The sequence below is a fragment of the Rothia terrae genome, assembly GCF_012396615.1.
Classification (GTDB): Bacteria; Actinomycetota; Actinomycetes; order Actinomycetales; family Micrococcaceae; genus Rothia; species Rothia terrae.
The window spans coordinates 1-19878 of record NZ_JAAXPV010000005.1; the positions used below are offsets into that span (position 1 = coordinate 1).

General features: G+C 54.6%; 18 protein-coding genes. 6 read left to right on the forward strand and 12 right to left on the reverse strand.

All coding sequences use genetic code 11. From position 1 onward, the window contains the following. The 4 genes from HF984_RS03770 to HF984_RS03785 all read right to left on the reverse strand — a co-directional run. Window positions 1-342, reverse strand: a 342-nt coding sequence (locus HF984_RS03770) for an Asp23/Gls24 family envelope stress response protein (protein ID WP_210729563.1), incomplete at its 3' end; no start/stop codon positions are given. Between the two features lie 197 nt (window positions 343-539). Continuing rightward, complete coding sequence (locus HF984_RS03775; RefSeq protein WP_168614359.1) at window positions 540-2795, reverse strand: heavy metal translocating P-type ATPase; 2256 nt, start codon at window positions 2793-2795, stop codon at window positions 540-542. 327 nt (window positions 2796-3122) lie between these two features. Then, window positions 3123-3341, reverse strand: a complete 219-nt coding sequence (locus HF984_RS03780; RefSeq protein WP_168614360.1) for a heavy-metal-associated domain-containing protein — start codon at window positions 3339-3341, stop codon at window positions 3123-3125. A 57-nt stretch (window positions 3342-3398) separates the two neighbouring features. Then, window positions 3399-3728: a metal-sensitive transcriptional regulator gene (locus HF984_RS03785; protein WP_168614361.1), complete on the reverse strand. Its 330-nt coding sequence runs from the start codon at window positions 3726-3728 to the stop codon at window positions 3399-3401. Window positions 3729-3858: 130 nt separating this feature from the next. Here HF984_RS03785 and HF984_RS03790 point away from each other — a divergent pair, with 130 nt between their 5' ends. Beyond that, window positions 3859-5958, forward strand: coding sequence for a glycoside hydrolase family 15 protein (locus tag HF984_RS03790; RefSeq protein ID WP_168614362.1), 2100 nt, complete (start codon window positions 3859-3861; stop codon window positions 5956-5958). A gap of 122 nt (window positions 5959-6080) precedes the next feature. On the opposite strand, the gene HF984_RS03795 is transcribed toward HF984_RS03790, so the two are convergent. Beyond that, window positions 6081-6443 (reverse strand): hypothetical protein, encoded by a 363-nt coding sequence (locus tag HF984_RS03795; protein ID WP_168614363.1) that lies wholly within the window; start codon window positions 6441-6443, stop codon window positions 6081-6083. Window positions 6444-6665: 222 nt separating this feature from the next. Here HF984_RS03795 and HF984_RS03800 point away from each other — a divergent pair, with 222 nt between their 5' ends. Beyond that, the gene (locus tag HF984_RS03800; protein WP_168614364.1) at window positions 6666-6842 is read left to right on the forward strand and encodes a hypothetical protein; all 177 of its coding nucleotides are present in this window, start codon (window positions 6666-6668) and stop codon (window positions 6840-6842) included. Between the two features lies 1 nt (window position 6843). On the opposite strand, the gene HF984_RS03805 is transcribed toward HF984_RS03800, so the two are convergent. Beyond that, window positions 6844-7557 carry a LysE family translocator gene (locus HF984_RS03805; RefSeq protein WP_168614365.1) on the reverse strand — a complete coding sequence of 238 codons (714 nt, stop codon included), beginning with the start codon at window positions 7555-7557 and terminating at the stop codon, window positions 6844-6846. 45 nt (window positions 7558-7602) lie between these two features. Between HF984_RS03805 and HF984_RS03810 the strand changes: the two genes are divergently transcribed. Then, window positions 7603-8517: a LysR substrate-binding domain-containing protein gene (locus HF984_RS03810; protein ID WP_168614366.1), complete on the forward strand. Its 915-nt coding sequence runs from the start codon at window positions 7603-7605 to the stop codon at window positions 8515-8517. Between the two features lie 13 nt (window positions 8518-8530). Here HF984_RS03810 and HF984_RS03815 read toward each other — a convergent pair whose 3' ends face one another. The 4 genes from HF984_RS03815 to HF984_RS03830 all read right to left on the reverse strand — a co-directional run bounded on the left by HF984_RS03815 (window position 8531) and on the right by HF984_RS03830 (window position 15515). Continuing rightward, window positions 8531-9493, reverse strand: coding sequence for a bile acid:sodium symporter family protein (locus HF984_RS03815; protein ID WP_168614367.1), 963 nt, complete (start codon window positions 9491-9493; stop codon window positions 8531-8533). A 134-nt stretch (window positions 9494-9627) separates the two neighbouring features. Next, window positions 9628-10734: an ABC transporter ATP-binding protein gene (locus HF984_RS03820; protein ID WP_168614368.1), complete on the reverse strand. Its 1107-nt coding sequence runs from the start codon at window positions 10732-10734 to the stop codon at window positions 9628-9630. 276 nt (window positions 10735-11010) lie between these two features. Next, the gene (locus HF984_RS03825) at window positions 11011-12420 is read right to left on the reverse strand and encodes an MFS transporter (RefSeq protein ID WP_168614369.1); all 1410 of its coding nucleotides are present in this window, start codon (window positions 12418-12420) and stop codon (window positions 11011-11013) included. A 26-nt stretch (window positions 12421-12446) separates the two neighbouring features. Beyond that, window positions 12447-15515 (reverse strand): glycoside hydrolase family 2 TIM barrel-domain containing protein, encoded by a 3069-nt coding sequence (locus HF984_RS03830; RefSeq protein WP_168614370.1) that lies wholly within the window; start codon window positions 15513-15515, stop codon window positions 12447-12449. 247 nt (window positions 15516-15762) lie between these two features. Here HF984_RS03830 and HF984_RS03835 point away from each other — a divergent pair, with 247 nt between their 5' ends. The 3 genes from HF984_RS03835 to galK are packed head-to-tail and all read left to right on the forward strand — an operon-like array spanning window position 15763 to window position 18949. Beyond that, window positions 15763-16530, forward strand: a complete 768-nt coding sequence (locus HF984_RS03835) for a DeoR/GlpR family DNA-binding transcription regulator (RefSeq protein ID WP_168614371.1) — start codon at window positions 15763-15765, stop codon at window positions 16528-16530. Then, the gene (gene galT, locus HF984_RS03840; RefSeq protein ID WP_168614372.1) at window positions 16527-17654 is read left to right on the forward strand and encodes a galactose-1-phosphate uridylyltransferase; all 1128 of its coding nucleotides are present in this window, start codon (window positions 16527-16529) and stop codon (window positions 17652-17654) included. The genes HF984_RS03835 and galT overlap by 4 nt, the downstream gene beginning before the upstream one ends. Further along, on the forward strand, window positions 17651-18949 hold the full coding sequence (galK, locus tag HF984_RS03845) for a galactokinase (RefSeq protein ID WP_168614373.1): 1299 nt from the start codon (window positions 17651-17653) through the stop codon (window positions 18947-18949). Before galT ends, galK begins: the two co-directional genes overlap by 4 nt. Window positions 18950-19058: 109 nt before the next feature. Here the strand turns inward: galK and HF984_RS03850 are convergent, their stop codons facing one another. Together HF984_RS03850 and HF984_RS11905 are read right to left on the reverse strand one after the other, a co-directional pair. Next, window positions 19059-19352 (reverse strand): addiction module antidote protein, encoded by a 294-nt coding sequence (locus tag HF984_RS03850; protein ID WP_168614374.1) that lies wholly within the window; start codon window positions 19350-19352, stop codon window positions 19059-19061. Continuing rightward, a complete protein-coding gene (locus HF984_RS11905; protein ID WP_210729572.1) occupies window positions 19349-19621 on the reverse strand; it encodes a type II toxin-antitoxin system RelE/ParE family toxin in 273 nt (90 codons plus the stop codon). The genes HF984_RS03850 and HF984_RS11905 overlap by 4 nt, the downstream gene beginning before the upstream one ends. Window positions 19622-19878: the final 257 nt, after the last annotated feature.

The window sequence follows — 19878 nt, forward strand, 5'->3', positions numbered from 1 at the left end:
AGGCTCCACCAAAGCCTGGGGTACCGAACCCCGGTCGAGGTGGAAACCGATTTTTGGAAGCAGAACCCGCCGCAAGTGATAATAGAAATCAAGGCAAATGCCTAGGAACAAAACTCGGGGCACTTCAACAGTGAGTGCGTTATCGCCTGAGCTCACATTCACCGTGGTTGGATTATTCTCGCTGTGCTTGTTAACGAGGTCGCGGATGCGACCAAAGGCACTGGCGGTGGGGTTGGACTGACTGCTGATTCCGTGCACGTCTTTAAGTGCAAGTTCACCGATTTTTTCAAGGACGGCGTCGGGAATGTCAGTGGTTCCGCCCGGGGCGACGAGTGTAGCCATGACATGCTCCTGAAAATACTGGGGGAGTTATTGAGTACGTATATTTATAAAGGAACGGCGCTGGGAGAAGCGGTAAGTGGAAGGTGCCTGCCCCAGCGCCGTCTCTTAGTTAGACGCGACGGACTATAAAAATGTCACGAAAAAGTTAATAATTTAACTAAGTGAGTGTAGTTACGCGTTCTTTACTGTTGAGTAGCTCACGGCTTCCACCAGGTGAGGCGCAAGGAGTTGAGCACGACAAAGACCGAGCTGAATGCCATCGCCGCACCCGCAATCATGGGGTTAAGCAGGCCGAGCGCAGCAACCGGGATCGCCACTACATTGTAGATAAACGCCCAAAACAGGTTGGACTTAATCAGGCGCAGGGTGGCGCGTGAAAGCTTCAGCGCTGTGGGCACGGATGCGAGTTCGCTGCGCATCAGCGTCATGTCGGCAGCTTCCATGGCAACATCGGTGCCTGAACCCATCGCAATGCCGAGATCAGCCTGTGCCAGTGCCGCTGCGTCGTTCACGCCGTCGCCTACCATGGCAACGGTCTGACCGGCATTCTGCAGCTCACGAACCTTCGTGACCTTGTCCTCAGGGCTTACCTGCGCAAAAACATCGTTCTCATCAATGCCTACCTGCTGTGCTACCGCCTGAGCTACAGGTAGAGCGTCGCCTGTCAAAAGCACTGGGCGCAGACCTAGTGCCTTGAGCTCCGCAATGGACTGCGCAGAATCAGGCTTGGGGGCATCCTGCAAACAAATAATGCCCACAGGTTTACCGTTGACTGCCACAGCCACGGTTGTAAAACCTTCGTGCTCCTTGGCAGAAATCAGTTCTCGCTGATAATCGTTGAGAAAAGCCCGATGCTCATCCAAGAAGTCTGCCTTGCCCACAACAACGGTGCGCCCATCGGCGAGAACCGCGCGCACACCGCCACCTGCATAGGACTTGAAATCCTGCGACTCAGGGAGGGTGCCTCGCGCCGAACCAGCCGCCGCAATAGCGCGCGCAATCGGATGCTCACTGCGCTGCTCAACCGCAGCCGCGGGGGCAAGAACCTCAAGATAAGGATCAGCATCAGAACTAAACGCCTCAACCTGTATGACCTCAACATCACCCGTGGTCACAGTGCCGGTTTTATCAAGAACGACGGTGTCAACACCGCGGGTATCTTCAAGCACCTGCGCGCTTTTAATGAGGATGCCCAGCTGAGAACCGCGTCCTGTACCCGCCAACAAAGCGGTAGGAGTCGCCAGCCCCAAAGCGCACGGGCAGGCGATAATCAGCACCGAAACACCGGCAATAAACGCATCAGAAATATCGGGTGAAACCAGCAACCACACGACGAAAGTCAGCGCAGCAATCGCCAAAACGATAGGAACAAAAACAGAAGAAATACGGTCAGCCAAACGAGCGATAGGAGCCTTGGAGGACTGCGCCTCAGACACCAACTTACCCATCTGCGCCAGCGTCGTCTCACTACCTACGCGAGTGGCACGCACCGTGAGTGCGCCAGAAACGTTGACCGTCGCGCCCGTAACAGAACTACCCGGGCTCACCTCAACCGGAACGGACTCACCGGTCAGAAGCGACTCATCAATCGCAGAACTACCCGAAAGCACCACGCCGTCCGTCGCAATTTTCTCGCCGGGACGAACCACAAACTCATCATCGGGCAGAAGATCCTTCACCGGAATACGGATCTCTTTGCCGTTTTGAATCACGGCGACATCCTTAGCGCCCAAGTCAAGAAGCTTACGCAGAGCCTCAGATGAGCGTCGCTGCGTGCGCGCCTCAATAAAGCGTCCCACCAGCAAGAACAGTGCGACCATCGTTGAAGAATCAAAGTACAAATTATGGTCGTGAGCGCTCATGCCATCGTGACCGGCATGAGCCGTCACATACGGGTAAGCAATGAGGCTGACCAGCGAAAACCCGTACGACGCAATGATTCCCAAAGACACCAGGGTGTCCATCGTGCCCGATAAATGACGCGCATTAATCGCCGCCGAACGGTGAAAAGGCCACGACGCCCACGTCACCACCGGTAGCGCCAGTAGCGCCACCACCCAGCCCCAGTGCGGAAACTGAAACACTGAAAACATGGTGATGCAAAAAACCGGAACCGCAAAAATTACAGCCACCCAAATACGCTTCTTCAGCATCTCAGGAGAATGCAAAGACGTCGTATCAAGCTCAGGCGACGAATCTTCATCATGCTTAACTGACGCTGAGTACCCCGCCTTCTCAACGGCCTGCACAATCTGGTCATCGCTGATGCTCGCCGGCGCAATCACGCGCGCCGACTCCAGCGGAAGGTTCACCGACGCGTCCACGCCCTCAAGCTTGCGCAGCTTGCGCTCCACACGCCCCACGCAGGACGCGCACGTCATGCCACCCACGTTCAGGTTAAGGACGCGGGTCTCAGGTTGTTGCAGGATGTCTTGGGGTGTCGTGCTCGACATGATTCCTTCTCACGATGCGTAGGTAGGGGAAATATCTAGGGGACGGTCTCATTAATCAGCACGCAGTCGCCAGCAGCCCCTCTCGTGGACTCGCGCTGGGCGCTCGCCACGATTCACGCCAGACCCGATGCCAGCTGGCGACGTTGTGTGCTTATTGATGCGAGAAGGTCCGGCCTTCGTCACTTATGCGGGGCGCACTTTGGTTGGCGCTCAACTGGCTCCGGTTGCCGAGGTCGCGCACTCCTTGGGCGCAGTCGTCCTAGCGTGCAAAAGCGGTTAGCCACTGCGGTTACACGCACTAGCTAACCGGTTGCCAGCGTTGTTCTGTTAGTTCTGAACGACGTCGTAGCCGGCTTCTGCGATTGCCGCGTTGATGGCGGTGTCGCTGACGGGCTCAGTGTGCTCGATGGTTACGGTTGACTCGCCGTCTTTGACGACGTCAACCACTACTGACTCAATACCTTCTACCTCTGAAACCTCTTCGGTGACGCTCAGTGCGCAGTGGTTGCAGGTGAGACCGGTTGCTTTGACGACCTTGGTAGCCATGATTTTCTCCTTCGGAGTGGGGTGCTGGCGGGTGCCAGCGTGAGTACATCTTGTGAGCTAGCTGCGCATCATGCGGGAGATTGCTGCGGTTGCTTCGGCGATTTTTTCGTCGACTGCGGCGGAGTCTCCGGTGCGTTCTGATTCGTGCGCGGCTTCAACCACACAGTGGCGTAGGTGTTCTTCAAGAAGACCGGTTGAGACTGAGTGCAGTGCCTTATTGATGGCGGCTACCTGCGTCAGAATGTCAATACAGTATTTGTCTTCTTGTACCATGCGCTCGATACCGCGCACCTGCCCTTCGATGCGACGCAGACGCTTGAGGTAGGCGTCCTTGTTGTCGCTGTAACCGTGGGGGCCGTGTTCGCAGCCGTTGTGTGTTTCGCTCATGCTTCCACGTTATACCCCCTGGGGGTATGCTTGCAAGGGCTTTACGAACTTTTCCGCTACGTGCATTCCCCACTTTATAAACACACACCGCACAATTTCGTGAGTACACCCGTTTGATAGGCTTAAGAACATGGCTTCTTATATCGAGGACTACGCTCTACTGTCTGACATGAATACCGGTGCGCTCGTCTCGCGCGCCGGCTCAATTGACTGGTTCTGCGCCCCGCGTTTTGACTCCGGTGCTGTTTTCGCTGCCCTTTTGGGTGAGCGCGATAATGGACGCTGGCTACTGGCTCCGCTGGAATCTATGAACCCCACGCCGGTTGAGGAAATCCGCATCGAGCGTAGCTATCGCGAGAACACCTTCGTACTGCAGACGGTGTGGTCTGTGGGCGATGCGAGCGTGCGCGTTACCGACTTCATGCCGCTAGCTGCCGGTACCTCGATCGTGCGAAACGTGGAGGGGCTCACCGGTGAGGTCACCATGTACAACGAAATCGCGATGCGTTTTGATAACGGTAAAACTCAGCCGTGGGTGACGCGCTACGATGGCGCGCCGGACGCCAACGGCAACACCAACCCTGAAGAATCAATGCTGGTGGGCATGGCTGGCCCGCACGCGCTGGTGTTCCGCGGCGATGCAATGCCCGACGGTGAACCCGATCAGCACGCTGGAACTTTCACCGTTACCGCAGGTCAGAACTATGTTTTCACCCTGTCATACTTTGCCTCCAACCAGAATCCGCCCGCACCGATTGATTACCCCACAGCACTGAACTACGCGCAGGAACAGTGGCGTGAATGGTCAGGTTTGTACGTGGATGAGGTTCCCGAAACTCCCGAAGCACCAGCTGAGGTGCCCGCTGTTGAAGAGAACACTCATTACGGTGACGGCGAGGACGTCGACACCAACCGCATCGCGCAGGTTGAGGCACCCGCTACCGATGTGTCGGTAGATAGCAATTCGATTGCTGTCACCCGCGAGGTTGGGGCTGAAGTTCTTGAGCCCTCCACCAATACCACCTCCTTCGAAATTGATGCCGCAACCTACGAGGAATTCGCGCAGACCAGCGTCAACCCCATTGTTGAGCAAGAAGAGGACGACGCCGCCTTCGAGGCTGAGCTACGCGAGGCACGCTTGCGTTCACTCCTGGTGCTACGCGCTATGATTTCACGTGAAACCGGCGGCCTGGTGGCCTCCGTAACGACCTCACTGCCCGAGGTTTTAGGCGGTAAACGCAATTGGGACCACCGCTTTGTCTGGCTACGCGATGTCGCCATGGCAATGGACGTTACCCTCGCCCACGGTCACGAACGCGAAACTGCGCAGCTACGTAACTGGATGCTACGCGCGCTCGCCAACAACCCCTACAACCTGCACGCTGTCTACGGCGTTGCCGGTGAGAAGGACGACCTTGACCGCCGCCTTGCTCTTGCCGGTTACGAAGGCGCTCAACCGGTGCGTTCGGGTAACGGCTCGCACAGCTACTTCCAGGGCGACGCGCTGGGCCAGGTGCTGGCAACTTTCGCGAATCTGCGCCGTCACGGCGTGGGCGAAGACCACCTCTCATGGCCCTTGCAGCAAGCACTTCTCAACTCAGCTGTTGAAAAAATCGGTAGCGAAGACCGCTCTATCTGGGAGATGGCGGGCGAGCCACATATCTTCACCCACTCACAGGCTATGCTGTGGGCTGCGTTCGACGCCGGTGTTACTGCCGTTACCGAGCACGGCATGACGGGCGATGCGCAGGCGTGGGCTGAGGCTCGCGACCGCGTGGCAGAAGAGATTTTGGAGCGCGGCTACAACGAAGAGCTGAACTCCTTTGTGCAAACCTACGACGGGGTGCACGTGGACGCGTCCCTGTTACAGCTTGCTCAGATTGGTTTTGTGGCGTGGGACGACCCTCGCATGGTGGGCACGGTAGAGCGCATTGAAGACGAACTCATGCACGAATCCGGCCTTATTTACCGCTATATCAACCGCGACAGCATCGATGGATTTGAAGGGCAGGACAACCCGCACTTCGGTGCTTCGCTGTGGTTGGCGGAGCAGTACCTGCGATCAGGACGCGCCGAAGACGGCAAACGCGTCCTGCGCACCGTGCTGGCGTTGTCTAACGACTTGGGGCTGCTCAGCGCGTCCTACGATTTTGAGGCCCAGCGCATGACGGGCAACTTCCCGCACATCATCCCGCACATCGCGCTCATTCGCGCAGTGGAAGCTGTCTAAGCTTCGTAAGCTCTCACTTTCCGTGGATTTGCGCTGTAAAAACGCGAAAATTACAGCGCAAATCCACGGAAAGTGAAAAGGCAGACCTTTTACGTGCCTCTCAGCTAAAAACTGCGCTGATTTTAGCCGTTATCATTATCTGAATCGTTGCCACCATCGGTGTCTGAGCCGTTAGCATCGTCCTTCTCAGAATCAATGGGGTCGTTATTATCGCCATCGCCATCGGTGGTGTCGTGGTCGTTAGCGTCATCGCTGTCGTTAGCATCGGGTGACTCGGTTGCATCATCGCTATCGTCAGCTTCCGGTGACCCCGATGCGTCGTCGTTGTCATCGTTGGTTGCGTTGGTGGATGCGGGTGCCTGCGTGGTTTCTTTATCGTCGGGTTCGTTGGTATCTGAGTCGGACGAGCCGCACGCTACTAAGCCGAGGCCCAGCACAGTGGTTGAAAGGGCGATCATGAGTTTGCGGGTCACTGGGTTTTGCACGGTTTCTCCTTTGAACGCGTCTGTGACTCTCTTTACACTACCGGGTGAATCGACGCGCTAACAAGGGTGCTGAGTAAATTGTCTGGGTGCTACCTGCACGCGCATCCTATTTTCTCTGACTGCCAGCACGTAGTTGTCTGTGCATGTGAGCGAGCCGCACCTTCCCCTGCCGGCAGGTGCTTACTCTAAGAAACATCAACCCGTAAGTAGGCAGGAAATCTCGTGCAAACATCATTTTTAGCAACCCTCAAGTCCGCAGTATCGAACAGCCTCCCACAACTTAGGGAGTCCATCAAAGAATCGCTGGATGCTTCGGGGCTCCTTGATTCTTCGGGTGGAGGGGCGGACGTGAACTCGGATGATTCATCAGGTTCAAATGACGATTCAGATGATGACTAAACTACAGCAGCTTCATTGTCATCTCGCCAAGAATTGAGATACCAAAGCAGGTGAACACGGCACCAGCCACACCGTCGAGCACCAGAGTTGCGCGCGGGTGCGCTAGCCACTTTTTCGCCAGGGCAGCCAGCACAATAATAAGCGTAAACCACAGAACATTAATGCCGCCGTGAATGAGTGCCAGGTAAGAACCCATCAAAAACGAGGGCACTGAATCAATCATGAACGGTGGCACAGAGGCTATATAAAAAATCGCGATTTTTGGGTTGAGAATGTTAGCCACAAAGCCGGTGCGAAAACTCTTGGCAATGTCGGCGGTTCCTCCGGCAACCGTACTACCAGCATCCTGCCCGGTGGTTTTAAGGGATGATGCGTGCCCCCACTCCCGCAGGTTCTTGAGCAGGCTCAGCCCAAGGTAGATTAGGTAGAGACCGCCGGCGATGGTGATGACTTCAAAGACGCCGGGTGCTTTTTCCATGAGCACGGCAAGGCCGGTGGCGGCGGCGACACCCCACACCAACAGTCCGCAGGTGATGCCAAAAACCGCGGCGTAGGCGGCACGGCGTCCATAGGCGGTCAAGGAGCGCAGTACCAGCGCGGTGTCGGTGCCTGGAATGATCGTAATCAAAAAGGCAATGGTCGCGAACCCGGTTAGTGCTGAGATCAAAGTCATGGCATTCAGACTAAAGTAGATTGAAACATCACACCATGCCATGAATTTCAACAGTATTCGTGGTTAATCTCCATGAAAGGTGGTCGTGTGTATGACCTCAAGCGCCTTGAAATTCTGTACGAAATTTCTAACTACGGTTCGCTGGTTGCCGCCGCAGATGTGCTGGGGTACGACCCCTCAACGGTTTCAGCTCACCTGAGTAAGTTGCAAGCAGAAGTCGGCCACACTCTGTATGAAAAGTCAGGACGCGGTGTGGTGCTTACCGCGCGCGGGCAGGAGCTGGCGCAGTATGCCGGGCAGATGCTGGCTATCGCTGAGCGGGCTCGCATTGCCATGGAAAATCCAGCGACTACTACGCCCCGGATGTTGCGCGTGGCGTCCTTCAATAGTGCCGCACGGTACGCGGTGCCTCAGATTTTTGAGCAGCTTGAAAAGCGTGCCCCGCACCTGACGTTGGAACTTACCCAGTTAGAAGCAGAGCGCTCTATTTCGGAGCTCACCAAACACCATTTTGATGTCGCGGTGGCAGAGGAATATGAGGGGCGACCGGTTTCTTTGCCACCCTCGCTCACTCGCGTCGAACTGTGGCAAGACCCTATTGTGATCGTTGCACCGCAATCAGTGGTGCCCGCGCAACCCCTGAAACAAATGGGCTGGCTGGCAGAGCTTCCCTGGTGCATGGAACCCGTCGGAACGCAGCTTCGTGCCTGGTCAGACGCCTTTTTAACGGCGCGTAATATTCGCGCGGTACCGCGGTTTGTGTCAACCGACCTGAGCTGGCAGTTGCAGTCAGCGTACGGTGGGCATGCCGTTGCTATCTTGCCGCATCTTGTGCTGGACGCCATTTACCGGGTGGAAGGACAGGCATCCTCACCCCATGCTGTGCCGCAGGGACTGTGGGTCAGCGAGCCACTAGGCAAAAGAACCTTTTTGCCGTTATCCGCAAAAGTTCAGCAACCCACCCTGCAGTCTCAACTATTTTGGATATTCTGCGCGAGATGAACCCCGCACAGATTTAGTCCTCTAGCTGCCGCGCGTATTTAGACGCCCGCGCCGCGCAGATCATCAGCTGAACCTGGTGAAAGAGCATCAGTGGCAAAATAAGCAGACCCACGGACGCACCTCCAAAGATAATCACTGCCATCGGCAGACCTGTTGCCAGCGACTTTTTAGTGCCGCAGAATTGCATAGCGATGCGGTCGGGGCGGTTAAAGCCCAGTTTCTGGCCCACAAAATTAGTCAGCCACAGCATGATTTCAACAAGAAGCACGTTGATAATAATCAGCGCAATGAGCTGAGGGATAGAAACGCGCGCCCAAATGCCGTCTACCACACCTTCTGAAAAGGCTGAATACACCACCATCGCGATAGACAGGCGGTCAATATTTTTAGTGAGCTTGTTCTTAGCAAAAGGCGCTGCCCACTTGCGCAACAGCTGACCGAGTACAAAAGGTAACAGCAACTGCACGGCGACGTTGATAAAGACATCGCCGGAAATGCTGACGTGGTCGGAACGCATCAAGAGCATAACCAATACCGGGGTAATAAGAACACCCAAGAGGTTGGATGCGCTCGCCGCCACCACTGCGCCGGCGACGTTACCGCGCGCTACAGAGGTGAAGGTGACCGATGACTGCACCGTGGACGGTACAAGGCTCATAAACAGCAGACCCAGGTACAGTTCTTGACCAATCACATGCTGGAGTGGCCACATGAGTAACCCGATGATAGGAAACAGCACGTAGGTGAAAGCAAGAATGGAGCTGTGAAGCTTCCAGTTCTTCAGACCTGCCACGGCTTCTTGGGGCGAAAGACGCGCGCCATAGAGAAAGAACAAAAACGCGATAGCGATTTTGGTGGCGACCGAGAAACCATCGGCAAACTCGCCTCGCGCCGGGACGATGATTGCAAGAATCACCGCACCGAGAATCATCATGATAAGCGGGTCTGGTGCAGAGAGTTTAAAACGGGAAGCCATGCATACAAGTGTAGTGATAGATCGGTAAGGGTTTTAACCGCGGGCGGGCAGGCCTATCAATGGCCCCTAGCGTTTGGCTTGTTCGCTGAGACTTTAGTCCTTGTTGTAAGTGAAACGCTAGGGGTTAGCGATATCTATAGTTCGAGGTTGGCGCCGGTTTCAGGGTCGAAGAAGTGCATCTTTCCAGCCGGTGCCAGCCACACGTTGTCGTAGCGGGCAGCGCTACGTCCGGGTACGCGCAGAATTGCCTGCGCAGGGCGATCGGGCGAGGTCTGCTTGAGCGTGACGTCCTGGTGACGGGAGAGCACAGCGTAAACGTAAGCATCTGCGCCTAGCTCCTCGACCAGGTCAACGTGTGCGCGAATGCCTTCACCCTCACGCGTCATCACCAGGTCTTCAGGACGCACGCCGATGCTGATGCGGTTGCTGGTGAGTTTTGAACGCATCCCGGATGAAATCGGGATGATGCTCTTGCCAAAGTGCGCGCCCTGCTCCTCTACGGGGCAGGAGAAGATGTTCATGGATGGTGAGCCGATAAAGCCTGCAACGAACTCGTTGGCGGGGTGGTCGTAGAGGTTACCCGGTGTGTCTACCTGCTGCAGGACGCCCGCGTTCAGCACTGCCACGCGGTCGCCCATGGTCATTGCTTCGGTTTGGTCATGGGTGACGTACACGGTGGTGGTGCGCAGCTGGCGGGTGAGCTCTGAAATCTGGGTGCGGGTTTGCACGCGCAGCTTGGCATCCAGGTTAGAGAGGGGTTCATCCATGAGGAAGGCGCGAGGCTCGCGCACGATTGCGCGTCCCATTGCCACGCGCTGACGCTGACCACCGGAGAGCGCCTTGGGCTTGCGGTCAAGGTACTCGGTGAGGTCCAGGAGGTTGGCGGCCTCTTCAACGCGTCGGTTGATTTTGTCTTTGGGGAACTTGGCGACCTTGAGGGAGAAGGCAATGTTCTCACGCACGGTCATATGCGGGTACAGCGCGTAGTTCTGGAACACCATGGCGATGTCACGGTTCTTGGGCGGCGCGTAGGTGACGTCCTCATCGCCAATGGTGATGCGTCCGGACGTGACGTCCTCAAGACCGGCGAGCATACGCAAGGTCGTGGACTTACCGCAGCCCGAAGGGCCAACGAGCACGAGGAACTCGCCGTCCGCGATATCCAGGTTCAGATTGCTCACCGAGGGACGTTCCGCACCGGGGTACTGGCACACAACATTTTCAAATTTGATTTTGGCCATGGCTCCCTTTCGCGTGAACAGTCTCTTTAGGGTATCAAGAAGCCGGTTGTAGCTACCCCCTAGCCTTACGCTCACCCGCTGAGGTTGCCCCTTTGACATAACAGCTCACCCCCTTCTGTTGGCTTTCTTCATGGCGAGTCCAGTTTGCTGTGATCCGTTGAAAGTCCGTCAAGAGGGCGTTTAAAGCTTAGTGGTTTTAAATCTTTTATGGTGAGCTCGTTTTAAATGGAAAAGGGTGGACGCCTAGAGAAGGCATCCACCCTTTCTGCTCTGTTACTAGTCGTCTAGCATGGTGTATTCAATGACGGGATTCTCTCGAAGTTCCTTATTCGCTTTTTCAACCTTGAGGCGAGTGAGCAAGAAGAGGATGAGGAGGTTAATACCGGCAGGAATCCAGAGGTACATGATGTACAGCATGCTAATAGCTGATTCAGACTGTTCAGGGGCGTTAGCGACGTAGCCGCTGATTGAAAGTAACCAGCCTGCAAGAGCTGTACCTACACCGCCACCAATTTTCACACCGAGTGAGGTTGCTGAGAACATGGTGCCATCAATGCGCTTCTTCTTGGAGAGGAAGGTGTACTCGGAGGCCTCTGCGATGAGAGCGTTGATAGTTCCCTGCAAGGGGCTCATACCGATGGACGCAATACCTGAGAAGACCAGCATCAGCGGGATGTTACCCATGTAGGCTGCGACAATCACCAATGCTCGTGCGATAAACGCAATGATGTAACCGATGATGTTGATCTTGTACATGCCGTTGAATTTCTGAACCACCATAGGGGTGAACAGAAGACCGATAATCAACGGCACGTTGATTGCCCACGCAAAGGGTCCGAGCAGTGTTGCATCGCCCAGGATGTAAGTCATGAAGTAGATGCCCATGCTGAGCGTGGTATTGAAAATCTGGTTTAGCAAGAACACCGAAAGAATCAGCAGATAGAACTTGTTGCTGACAAGTAGGCCAAGTGACTCTTTGAGGCTGTACTTCTCGGGTACAGGATTGTTCTTCTCACGAATAATCGGGATAGCCTGAGTCTCTTCTTCCAAAACAGACTTGGGCAATTCCTTGACGGAGAAAACGGAGAGAGTGTTTACGGCAAGGCCGATGAGCGCGTAGATAATAGCGATAGTTCGCCAGCCTTCAGCTCCGCCGCCGAATATCTGGACACCCTGGACAGTGATGCTCTGGATGAGCAAGCTAGTGCCGAACGCGAACATGAAGCGGATGGATCCCATCTGCACACGTTCGTTACCGTTCTTGGTAATCAGCGAAGTAAGAGCTGAATACGCAATATTGTTTGCGGTGTAGAAAACGCCGTTCAGAAGGGTATAAGCGATGAAGAACCATGCGTACTGAGCAAACTGTCCCATAGAAGTGGGAATCGCGAAGATAGCGATAATCATTGCTGCACAGCCGAAGTAGCCCCACAGCATCCATGGACGAGCCTTACCCATACGGGTGTTGGTCTTGTCAATCATTGCGCCGAAGAAGAGGTCTGAGATGCCGTCAAAAATCTTCGAAACAAGAATTAAGGTACCGATAATACCCGGGTTCAAACCGACAGTGTCGGTTAGATAAATCATCACAAAGGAGGCAAGGAACGCGTACACCACGTTGCCGGCAACATCGCCGGAACCGTAGCCTACTACGTTGTACCACCTAAGGTATTTCTTTTCGTTCATTGTTTTGCCTTTTGTTGATCCCTGCTTTAGGCAGAGGGAATGAGTGTGAATTCGAAGGAGAAATTTTCAGGGTTGAGTCTGTATACCTCTAAGACATCAGGACCACAACTGTTGGAACCAATGCCGTTGTGCGCGTAATCGATGCAAAGAACGGTGGCGTTTTCTTCGCGTAGCTCAAAGTTGTGTGCCTTTGTGCTGAGCTCCTCTTGCGAGAAGTGAGACGCATTGAAAGAGAACGGATTCTTTGAAGCAACGGAGAACTTTGATGCGTTGTGCGACAGCTCAACGTAGTCGCAGTCGAAGTGGCTGCCGTTCTCTTGTGGCTTGATGTAATCCTCATGAAGGTCTGCTACTGAGGTAGTGAAAACATCGTGATAGCTTGCCTGATGCTTATCAACGTAGCTCTCATGTGGTCCCATACCGAAGTACTCAACCTGCTCCAATGCTTTGTCGAGGAACAAGCGCACTCCGAAACGGGGGAGCGCCGGGAATTGCGGCGAGCGGTTGGCATCAAACTTGACTGTAATCTTGCCGTCGTGAGCTACATGCCAGAGGGTAGTTCCCTTAATGATGGGCTGGACGGTGGGGGCAATAATCCCGAAAGTGCAGCTGATAATGATGCCATTATCGACAGGCTGGCAAGAACTGAAATATGAACGGGAGTACGCCTGATCGTAGTGTGCAGCCTTCCACTTAATCTTCAGATACATATCGTTGTCAGTGGGCGCTCGCCAGATATTGATGTTCATTGGTTCAGTGAACAAGTCTTTACCGTTCACCGAGAGTTGACTGAATATGCCCGCATTTCTGTCGAAGGTGTAGCTGAAACCCTTACCGGAGATAACGTATTCATTAGCGGTGTCCTCCACCTTGAGGTGTGAGGTGCTAGTGTCTGCCTCCAGAAGCTCTAGAGCTTTGTGATGAGTCGGTACGAGAGTAGAAACTTCTACCTCTTCGCGACCCAGGAAGTGCCCTGCGGGCAGAAGCGGGAGCTCCTTCTTGAGGAGGTAGTCAATATGCAGGTAGCATCTACCTGACGTCAGCTCCGGCATCTCAAGCTGAATCGTCTGCTGCTCGTGGGGCAACAGAGCGGAATCAAAAGAGTAGGTGCCTTCTGATACCACGGAACCATCGCAGACAAATGAGTACTTGAGTTCGATTGCTTCTTTCGCGTCGGTGAAATCAAGGTAGTTTTTGAGTGTTACATGACCCGAAGCTGCGTTGAAGTCGGTGACGCGAAGAGGTCGGTACACGTTGCGGTATTCCAACAGTCCCGTATGAGGGGTGCGGTCTGGGTAGACGAGGCCGTCCATGCAGAAGTTTCCGTCGTGGATTTCCTCGCCGTGATCGCCACCGTAGAGGTACATATCCTTGCCGGTGTGCTCATCCTTGCCTGCGTATACAGCATGGTCGCACCACTCCCAGACGAATCCACCGCACATCGCGGAGTTCTCATCGATAACCTTAAAATAGTCTTCAAAGTCTCCGGGGCCGTTACCCATTGAGTGAGCGTACTCTACAAGCAAGAAGGGCTTATCGGGTGAGCTTTCGAGATATTTTTCAATGTCCTCGAATGGAGGGTACATGCGGCTGTACAGGTCGATATTTGAGTAATCGTATTTACGACGCTTATCGTCGTAGTACGCACTTTCGTACTGGGTGATACGAGTGTTATCGTACTCCTTGACCCAGGCCAGGGACTTTTCGAGCGTCACACCGTAGCCGCATTCATTACCTGCTGACCAGGAGATAATGCTGGGACGGTTCTTCTCACGAATAACGCACAGTTGTACGCGGTCCATAGTGGACTCAGTCCATTCTGGATTATCTGAAATAAGCTGGTTCCAATGCTTCACCTGATTTTCGAAGGAATCGTCCTCGAGGTACTGAAGCATCGTGCCGTGGCTTTCGTTGTCGGCCTCGCTCATTACCAAGAAACCATACTCATCGCACATCTGGTAGAAGTAAGGCGAATTAGGGTAGTGGCTACTGCGGATCGCATTGAAATTATGCTGCTTGATGAGCTCAAGGTCTCGCTTGATGTGCGCGTAGTCTACGGCAGGTCCAACTACGGGATCGGAGTCGTGGCGGTTCACTCCGCGGAAAGTAATCGGCTGACCATTGAGAAGGATAACGTTGCGTTCGATGCGAACGGTGCGAATACCTACACGTTCAGTGATGATTTCATGTGGACCTTCGATGCTTAGCGTGTAGAGATAAGGATTCTCAGGGTTCCACAGGTGGGCATCTTGAATATCAAAAGTTGCAGTATGCGAGAAACCATTATTTTCTGAGGTTTCTGCTAGCTCACTATGGGCGATTTCTTGGTCTTCAGCATCCTTAAGCACGAGCTTCACCGGGGCGTCTTCGTTTAAGAATGCGGCGGAGAAGTTAATGGTTGATGCGCCAGTCTTCTCATCAAGGTCTGTGGTGATGAAGTAATCGAAGACAGCATCTAGAGGTCGGTTCAAGATGTAGACATCGCGGAAAATTCCACTCATGCGGAACTTATCTTGATCCTCTAAGTAAGAGCCGTCGCACCACTTGAGAACAAGCACAGCAAGGCGGTTGGTGCCGTCCTGTACAAGCCCTGAAATATCAAACTCGCTGGTGGCGTGCGAAACCTGACTGTAGCCCACATATTCGCCGTTGAGCCAAACATAGAAGCATGAATCAACACCTTCGAAGTTCAGATGAGCTAAGGGAGCGTCTTCGTTCTTGGAATACTCAAATTCAGTGACGTAAGCACCGCAGGGGTTCTCGGCAGGAACAAAAGGTGGGTTCAGCGGAAACGGGTAGCGGATGTTGGTGTACTGGTGGGAGTCGTAACCTTGAGTTTGCCAAGCTCCAGGAACTTGAATGTTCTGGAAACTTGAGAGGTCCTGAGTGGTTTCGTAGAAATTGAAATCGAGGTCGCGTACTGAATCGAAGTAACGGAACTTCCATGTTCCGTTGAGATCGATGAAGCGGTCTGATTCTTCTCGGTGTTCTACTAGGTCATTACGGCGAGTGGACGCGGGGATGTAGTAGGACCTTGCGTCCAGAGTGTTTTCATGAAGTACATGAAGATTCTCGAAGTGGTTGGGAACAATCATGGGAGCCCTTTCTCCTATGGTTCGGTGGTTCTACTCAACGGTGCGCATAAGACACCGATTTGTTTATTTATGTTCACTATAGTTTAATCCTGTGTCCTTTAGTTTAAAAATGTTTAATTATGACTCGGAAGAATTTTTCCAAAGTTGGAACATGGTCTTTTTGAACAAAAGTGGCGGATCTTGTGTTTGTTTATGTTCTTTTTTGTTAGACTGCGAGTGTATAGATGCTTTCCGAAAGAAGGTTCACATGCTTGCTCAGCAACGTCACAACGCCATCATGGCGCAGGTTCACGCCAGGGGAACCGTTCAGGTTCAAGACCTTGCCGAGTCGCTTGATGTTTCAACCATGACCATTCGCCGCGACCTCGCTGAGCTCGACGAGCTAGGCGTCCTCACCCGCGTCCACGGCGGCGCTACCCTTGTAACTTCTGCCCACGAGCCGCAGTTCGCCGAGAAAATGGCAATCAACGCGGACGCTAAATCCGCCATCGCCCGCGCCGCCCTGAACCTTGTGCACAGCTCGCAGTCCATCGGCATTGCAGGCGGTTCTACCTGCGCCAAAATCGCCCAAGAAATCACGGCGCAACCCGAGCTTACCGACATCACCGTGGTCACCAACTCTCTGCAGGTGCTCAACATCTTCCACGCAGATCTCAAACCCGGCATCAAAACCCTACTCACCGGCGGCGAACGCACCCCGTCCGACGCCTTCGTTGGCCCAATCGCGGACGCCGCGCTGAGCACACTCTCCACCGATATCCTCTTTATGGGCGCCCACGGCATTGGTGAGAAAGGCCTCTTCACTCCCAACCTGCATGAAGGCCACACCAACCAGGTCTTCATGAAATCTGCCCGAGAAGTCGTCGCAGTCTTCGACGCCACCAAGTGGAGCGTCACCGGTCTGATGCGTTTTGGCGAATGGCGCGACGTCGACACCGTAATCACCAGCAACACCATCACCGACGAGCAGCACCGCGTGCTCACCGATAACGTCAACAAGGTAGTAGTAGCATGAGCAACCACCCCGTACGCATCACCCGCGGAACCCTCGCTGACGGCCGCGAAATCCTGTTCTACGATGACTCAGAACCCTATGTTTCCGGAGAAAAAGTCCGCAAAATTAAAGACCCTCGTCCGCTAGATGCGCGTGAGCTACCACCAGTGGAAGCTGCGTCCATTCGCCGTGACCCGCTGACCGGTGAATCCGTTGCCATTGCCGCTCACCGCAACAACCGCACCTTCATGCCGCCTGCCGACGAAGACCCGCTGGCACCTGCTGGCCGCGGGAGCGTCCCCGGTGAAATCCCTGAAGAAACCTACGATGTTGCCGTCTTTGAGAACCGCTTTCCTTCGCTGCAGGGCCCGCTAGCGGTTCACCGTGATGATGACCTTTTCTTTGAAACCACCCCGGCAGGACGCTGCGAAGTCGTCTGCTTTACCCCCGAGACTGAGGGCTCATTCGCATCATTAGGTTTCAAGCGCGCCCGCACCGTCGTTGAAGCGTGGACGCACCGCACCCGCGAACTTTCTGCCAACCCGGACATCGCGCAGGTGTTCCCCTTTGAGAACCGCGGCAAAGAGATCGGCGTGACCCTGCCGCATCCTCATGGGCAGATTTACGGCTACTCCTACCTGCCGTCCTACACCGCTGCCGTGGTGCGTCAGGCAGAAAAATACGCGGCAGACAACGGGGGAGCGGACCTGCTCGGCGACCTGCTGAACAAGGAACTGGCTGAAGGTACTCGCATCGTCAAAGAAACCGAACACTGGGTAGCTTTCGTGCCTTTCGCCGCTAAATGGCCCGTAGAGATTATGGTATTCCCGCGTCGTGCAGCCCGCGACTTTACAGAGCTCACCGACGCTGAAAAAGATGAGCTCACCGAGCTCTACCTCGACATTGTGGGTCGCCTGGACCGCTTCTTTGAAGGCGTCACCACCTTGCCCTACATTGCCGCCTGGCATCAGGCGCCCACTCGCGACGGTGAGCACATCTCGCGCATGTATCTGCGCATCTTCTCGCTCATGCGCTCACCCAACAAGATGAAATTCTTGGCGGGCAGTGAATCCGCGGTAGCCGCCTGGATTTCTGACACCACACCCGAGCGCATTGCCGCACGTTTTAAGGAACTCGCATCATGACTGAACTTGTTTGGAAAACCGCCCAAGAAACCGGTGCACACGTAGCGCGCGTGCGTCAGGCTTTCATTGATGAATTTGGCTATGAGCCGGCACGCGTGTTTTCCGCGCCCGGCCGCGTCAACCTGATTGGTGAGCACATTGACTACAACGGCGGCATCGTGATGCCTCTTGCCTTGCCGCATCGCACCTTCGTGGCAATTTCACCGCGCACCGACGGTGTTCTGCGCGTGACCTCCACTCAGGACGGTAGCGAGACCACAGGGATCGCGGCGGACGCGATTGCCCCCGGTGCCGTGGATAGCTGGATTGCTTATGTGGTTGGCGTGCCCTGGGCGATGCGTGAACTTGGTCTTTTGGATGAGGTTACCGGCGCTGACATTGCCGTAGATTCGGATGTTCCGCTGGGTGCTGGACTGTCATCGTCGGCGGCACTAGAATGCTCCGTTGCGTTGGCTTTTGATGCGCTGGCTAGCGGCAATGATTCTTCACGCCAGTTGCTCGCGGCTACCGACGAAGGACGAAAGAAGCTAGCGACTGCCTGCATCAAGGCAGAGAATGAGATTGCCGGTGCGAACACCGGCGGCATGGATCAGTCTATTTCTTTGCGCGCTTCACAGGGCTCAGTGTTGACCATCGACTGCCGTGATTTTGCGACCACCAAGGTTCCGCTTGATCTTGCCGCCGCGGGGCTTTCGCTACTGGTGATTGATACCCGCGCGCCGCACCAGCTCAACGACGGTCAGTACGCTAAGCGTCGCGCTGGTTGCGATGCCATGGCGGACGCTTTCGGTGAGAAATTTTTGAGCTCTTTGGTTACCGACGGCACCGAGGTTAAGGGCGATGTTGATGACGCTGTAGCTCGCTGGCGTGAGATTGCATCCGCAGGTGAGGTAGAGGTTCCCGGTGAATATACCGTTGAGGCGTTGCTGCGCCATGTACTGTCTGAGCAGTTGCGTGTAGTTGAGACTATCAAGCTTTTTGAAGCGGGCGAGCCCACCGCTGGCACCTGGTCGAAACTAGGTGAACTGCTGACCGCCTCACACGCATCCTTACGTGATGACTATCAGGTGACCTGCCCCGAGCTGGATGTTGCCGTGGACGTTGCGTTGGAGGCCGGTGCGCTGGGCGCGCGTATGACCGGTGGTGGTTTTGGTGGTTCGGCGGTTGCGCTGGTTCGCGCAGGTGAGCAGGATGCGGTAGCCCACGCTGTGCGCGAGGCGTTTGCTTCTCGTGGCTTCAACGAGCCGCACTTTTTGAGCGCGACCCCGGAGGAATCCGCCCGCGAAGAGTTTTAACCTCCTGCTAGGTAACTGCGAGAGGGAGCGATGTGCCACTTTTTACCTCAAAAGTGGCGCATCGCTCCCCTCTCGCGATTAAAATCCCTCGCACCGTTGAGGGTAAAATTTACGCCGCCGCTTTTTCGCTAACCTCCAGTTGCAGATCAAGGGCGTTGAAGATCTTGAGGACGGTTTTCCAGGAGGGATTCCCTTCTGTACTGAGTGACTTGTAGAGGGATTCTCTGCCCACGCCAACTTTTTCGGCAATTGTAGCCATGCCTTGTGAGCGTGCGATATCGCCTAGGGCTGCCTGAAGCACTGCAGATTCCCCGGTTTCGAGTGCTGCGTTTAGGTAGGCGATAATTTGTTCGCGACTTTCGAGGTGTTCGGCGGCGTCCCGCGGTGAAAGTTTGGTATTCATTGGCTCTCCTGTAGTTCTCGGGCTAGATTGTAGGCCTTTTCTATATCTTTGGATTGGCTTGTTTTGCTTCCTCCAATGAGGAGAAGCATCATTTGTTGATTTTTGAGGGTGTAATAGATTCTGTAACCGGGGTCGGTGTGAATGCGCAGCTCGCTTACCCCGTTTCCTAGTGGCTTGATGTCACCAACTACCCTTCCTGCAAGTAGACATCGCGTGAGGGTGATATCTATTCGGGCTCGCCCCTGTGTGTCTTTTAGTTTTGATACCAGCGTTTATAGGTATCGGTCTGCAGGATTTCCATAAGCTTTAATGTATCCTGGGAGATACAAATTAAGCAATACGGGGTGTTGCTTGCACACCCCTTCTTAGCCCTATGTGGTCTATGTTGCTTTTGAGGTGTTTTATTCCCTACGAGAGGCAATCCCTTGGATTCACAAACGCTTTCTGCATAAGTAGCTAAAGCGTGCCCGCGCCTTAGCTGAAATCTCTAGCTGATAGGCGTTTTGTGATGTCCACTTTTAATGAT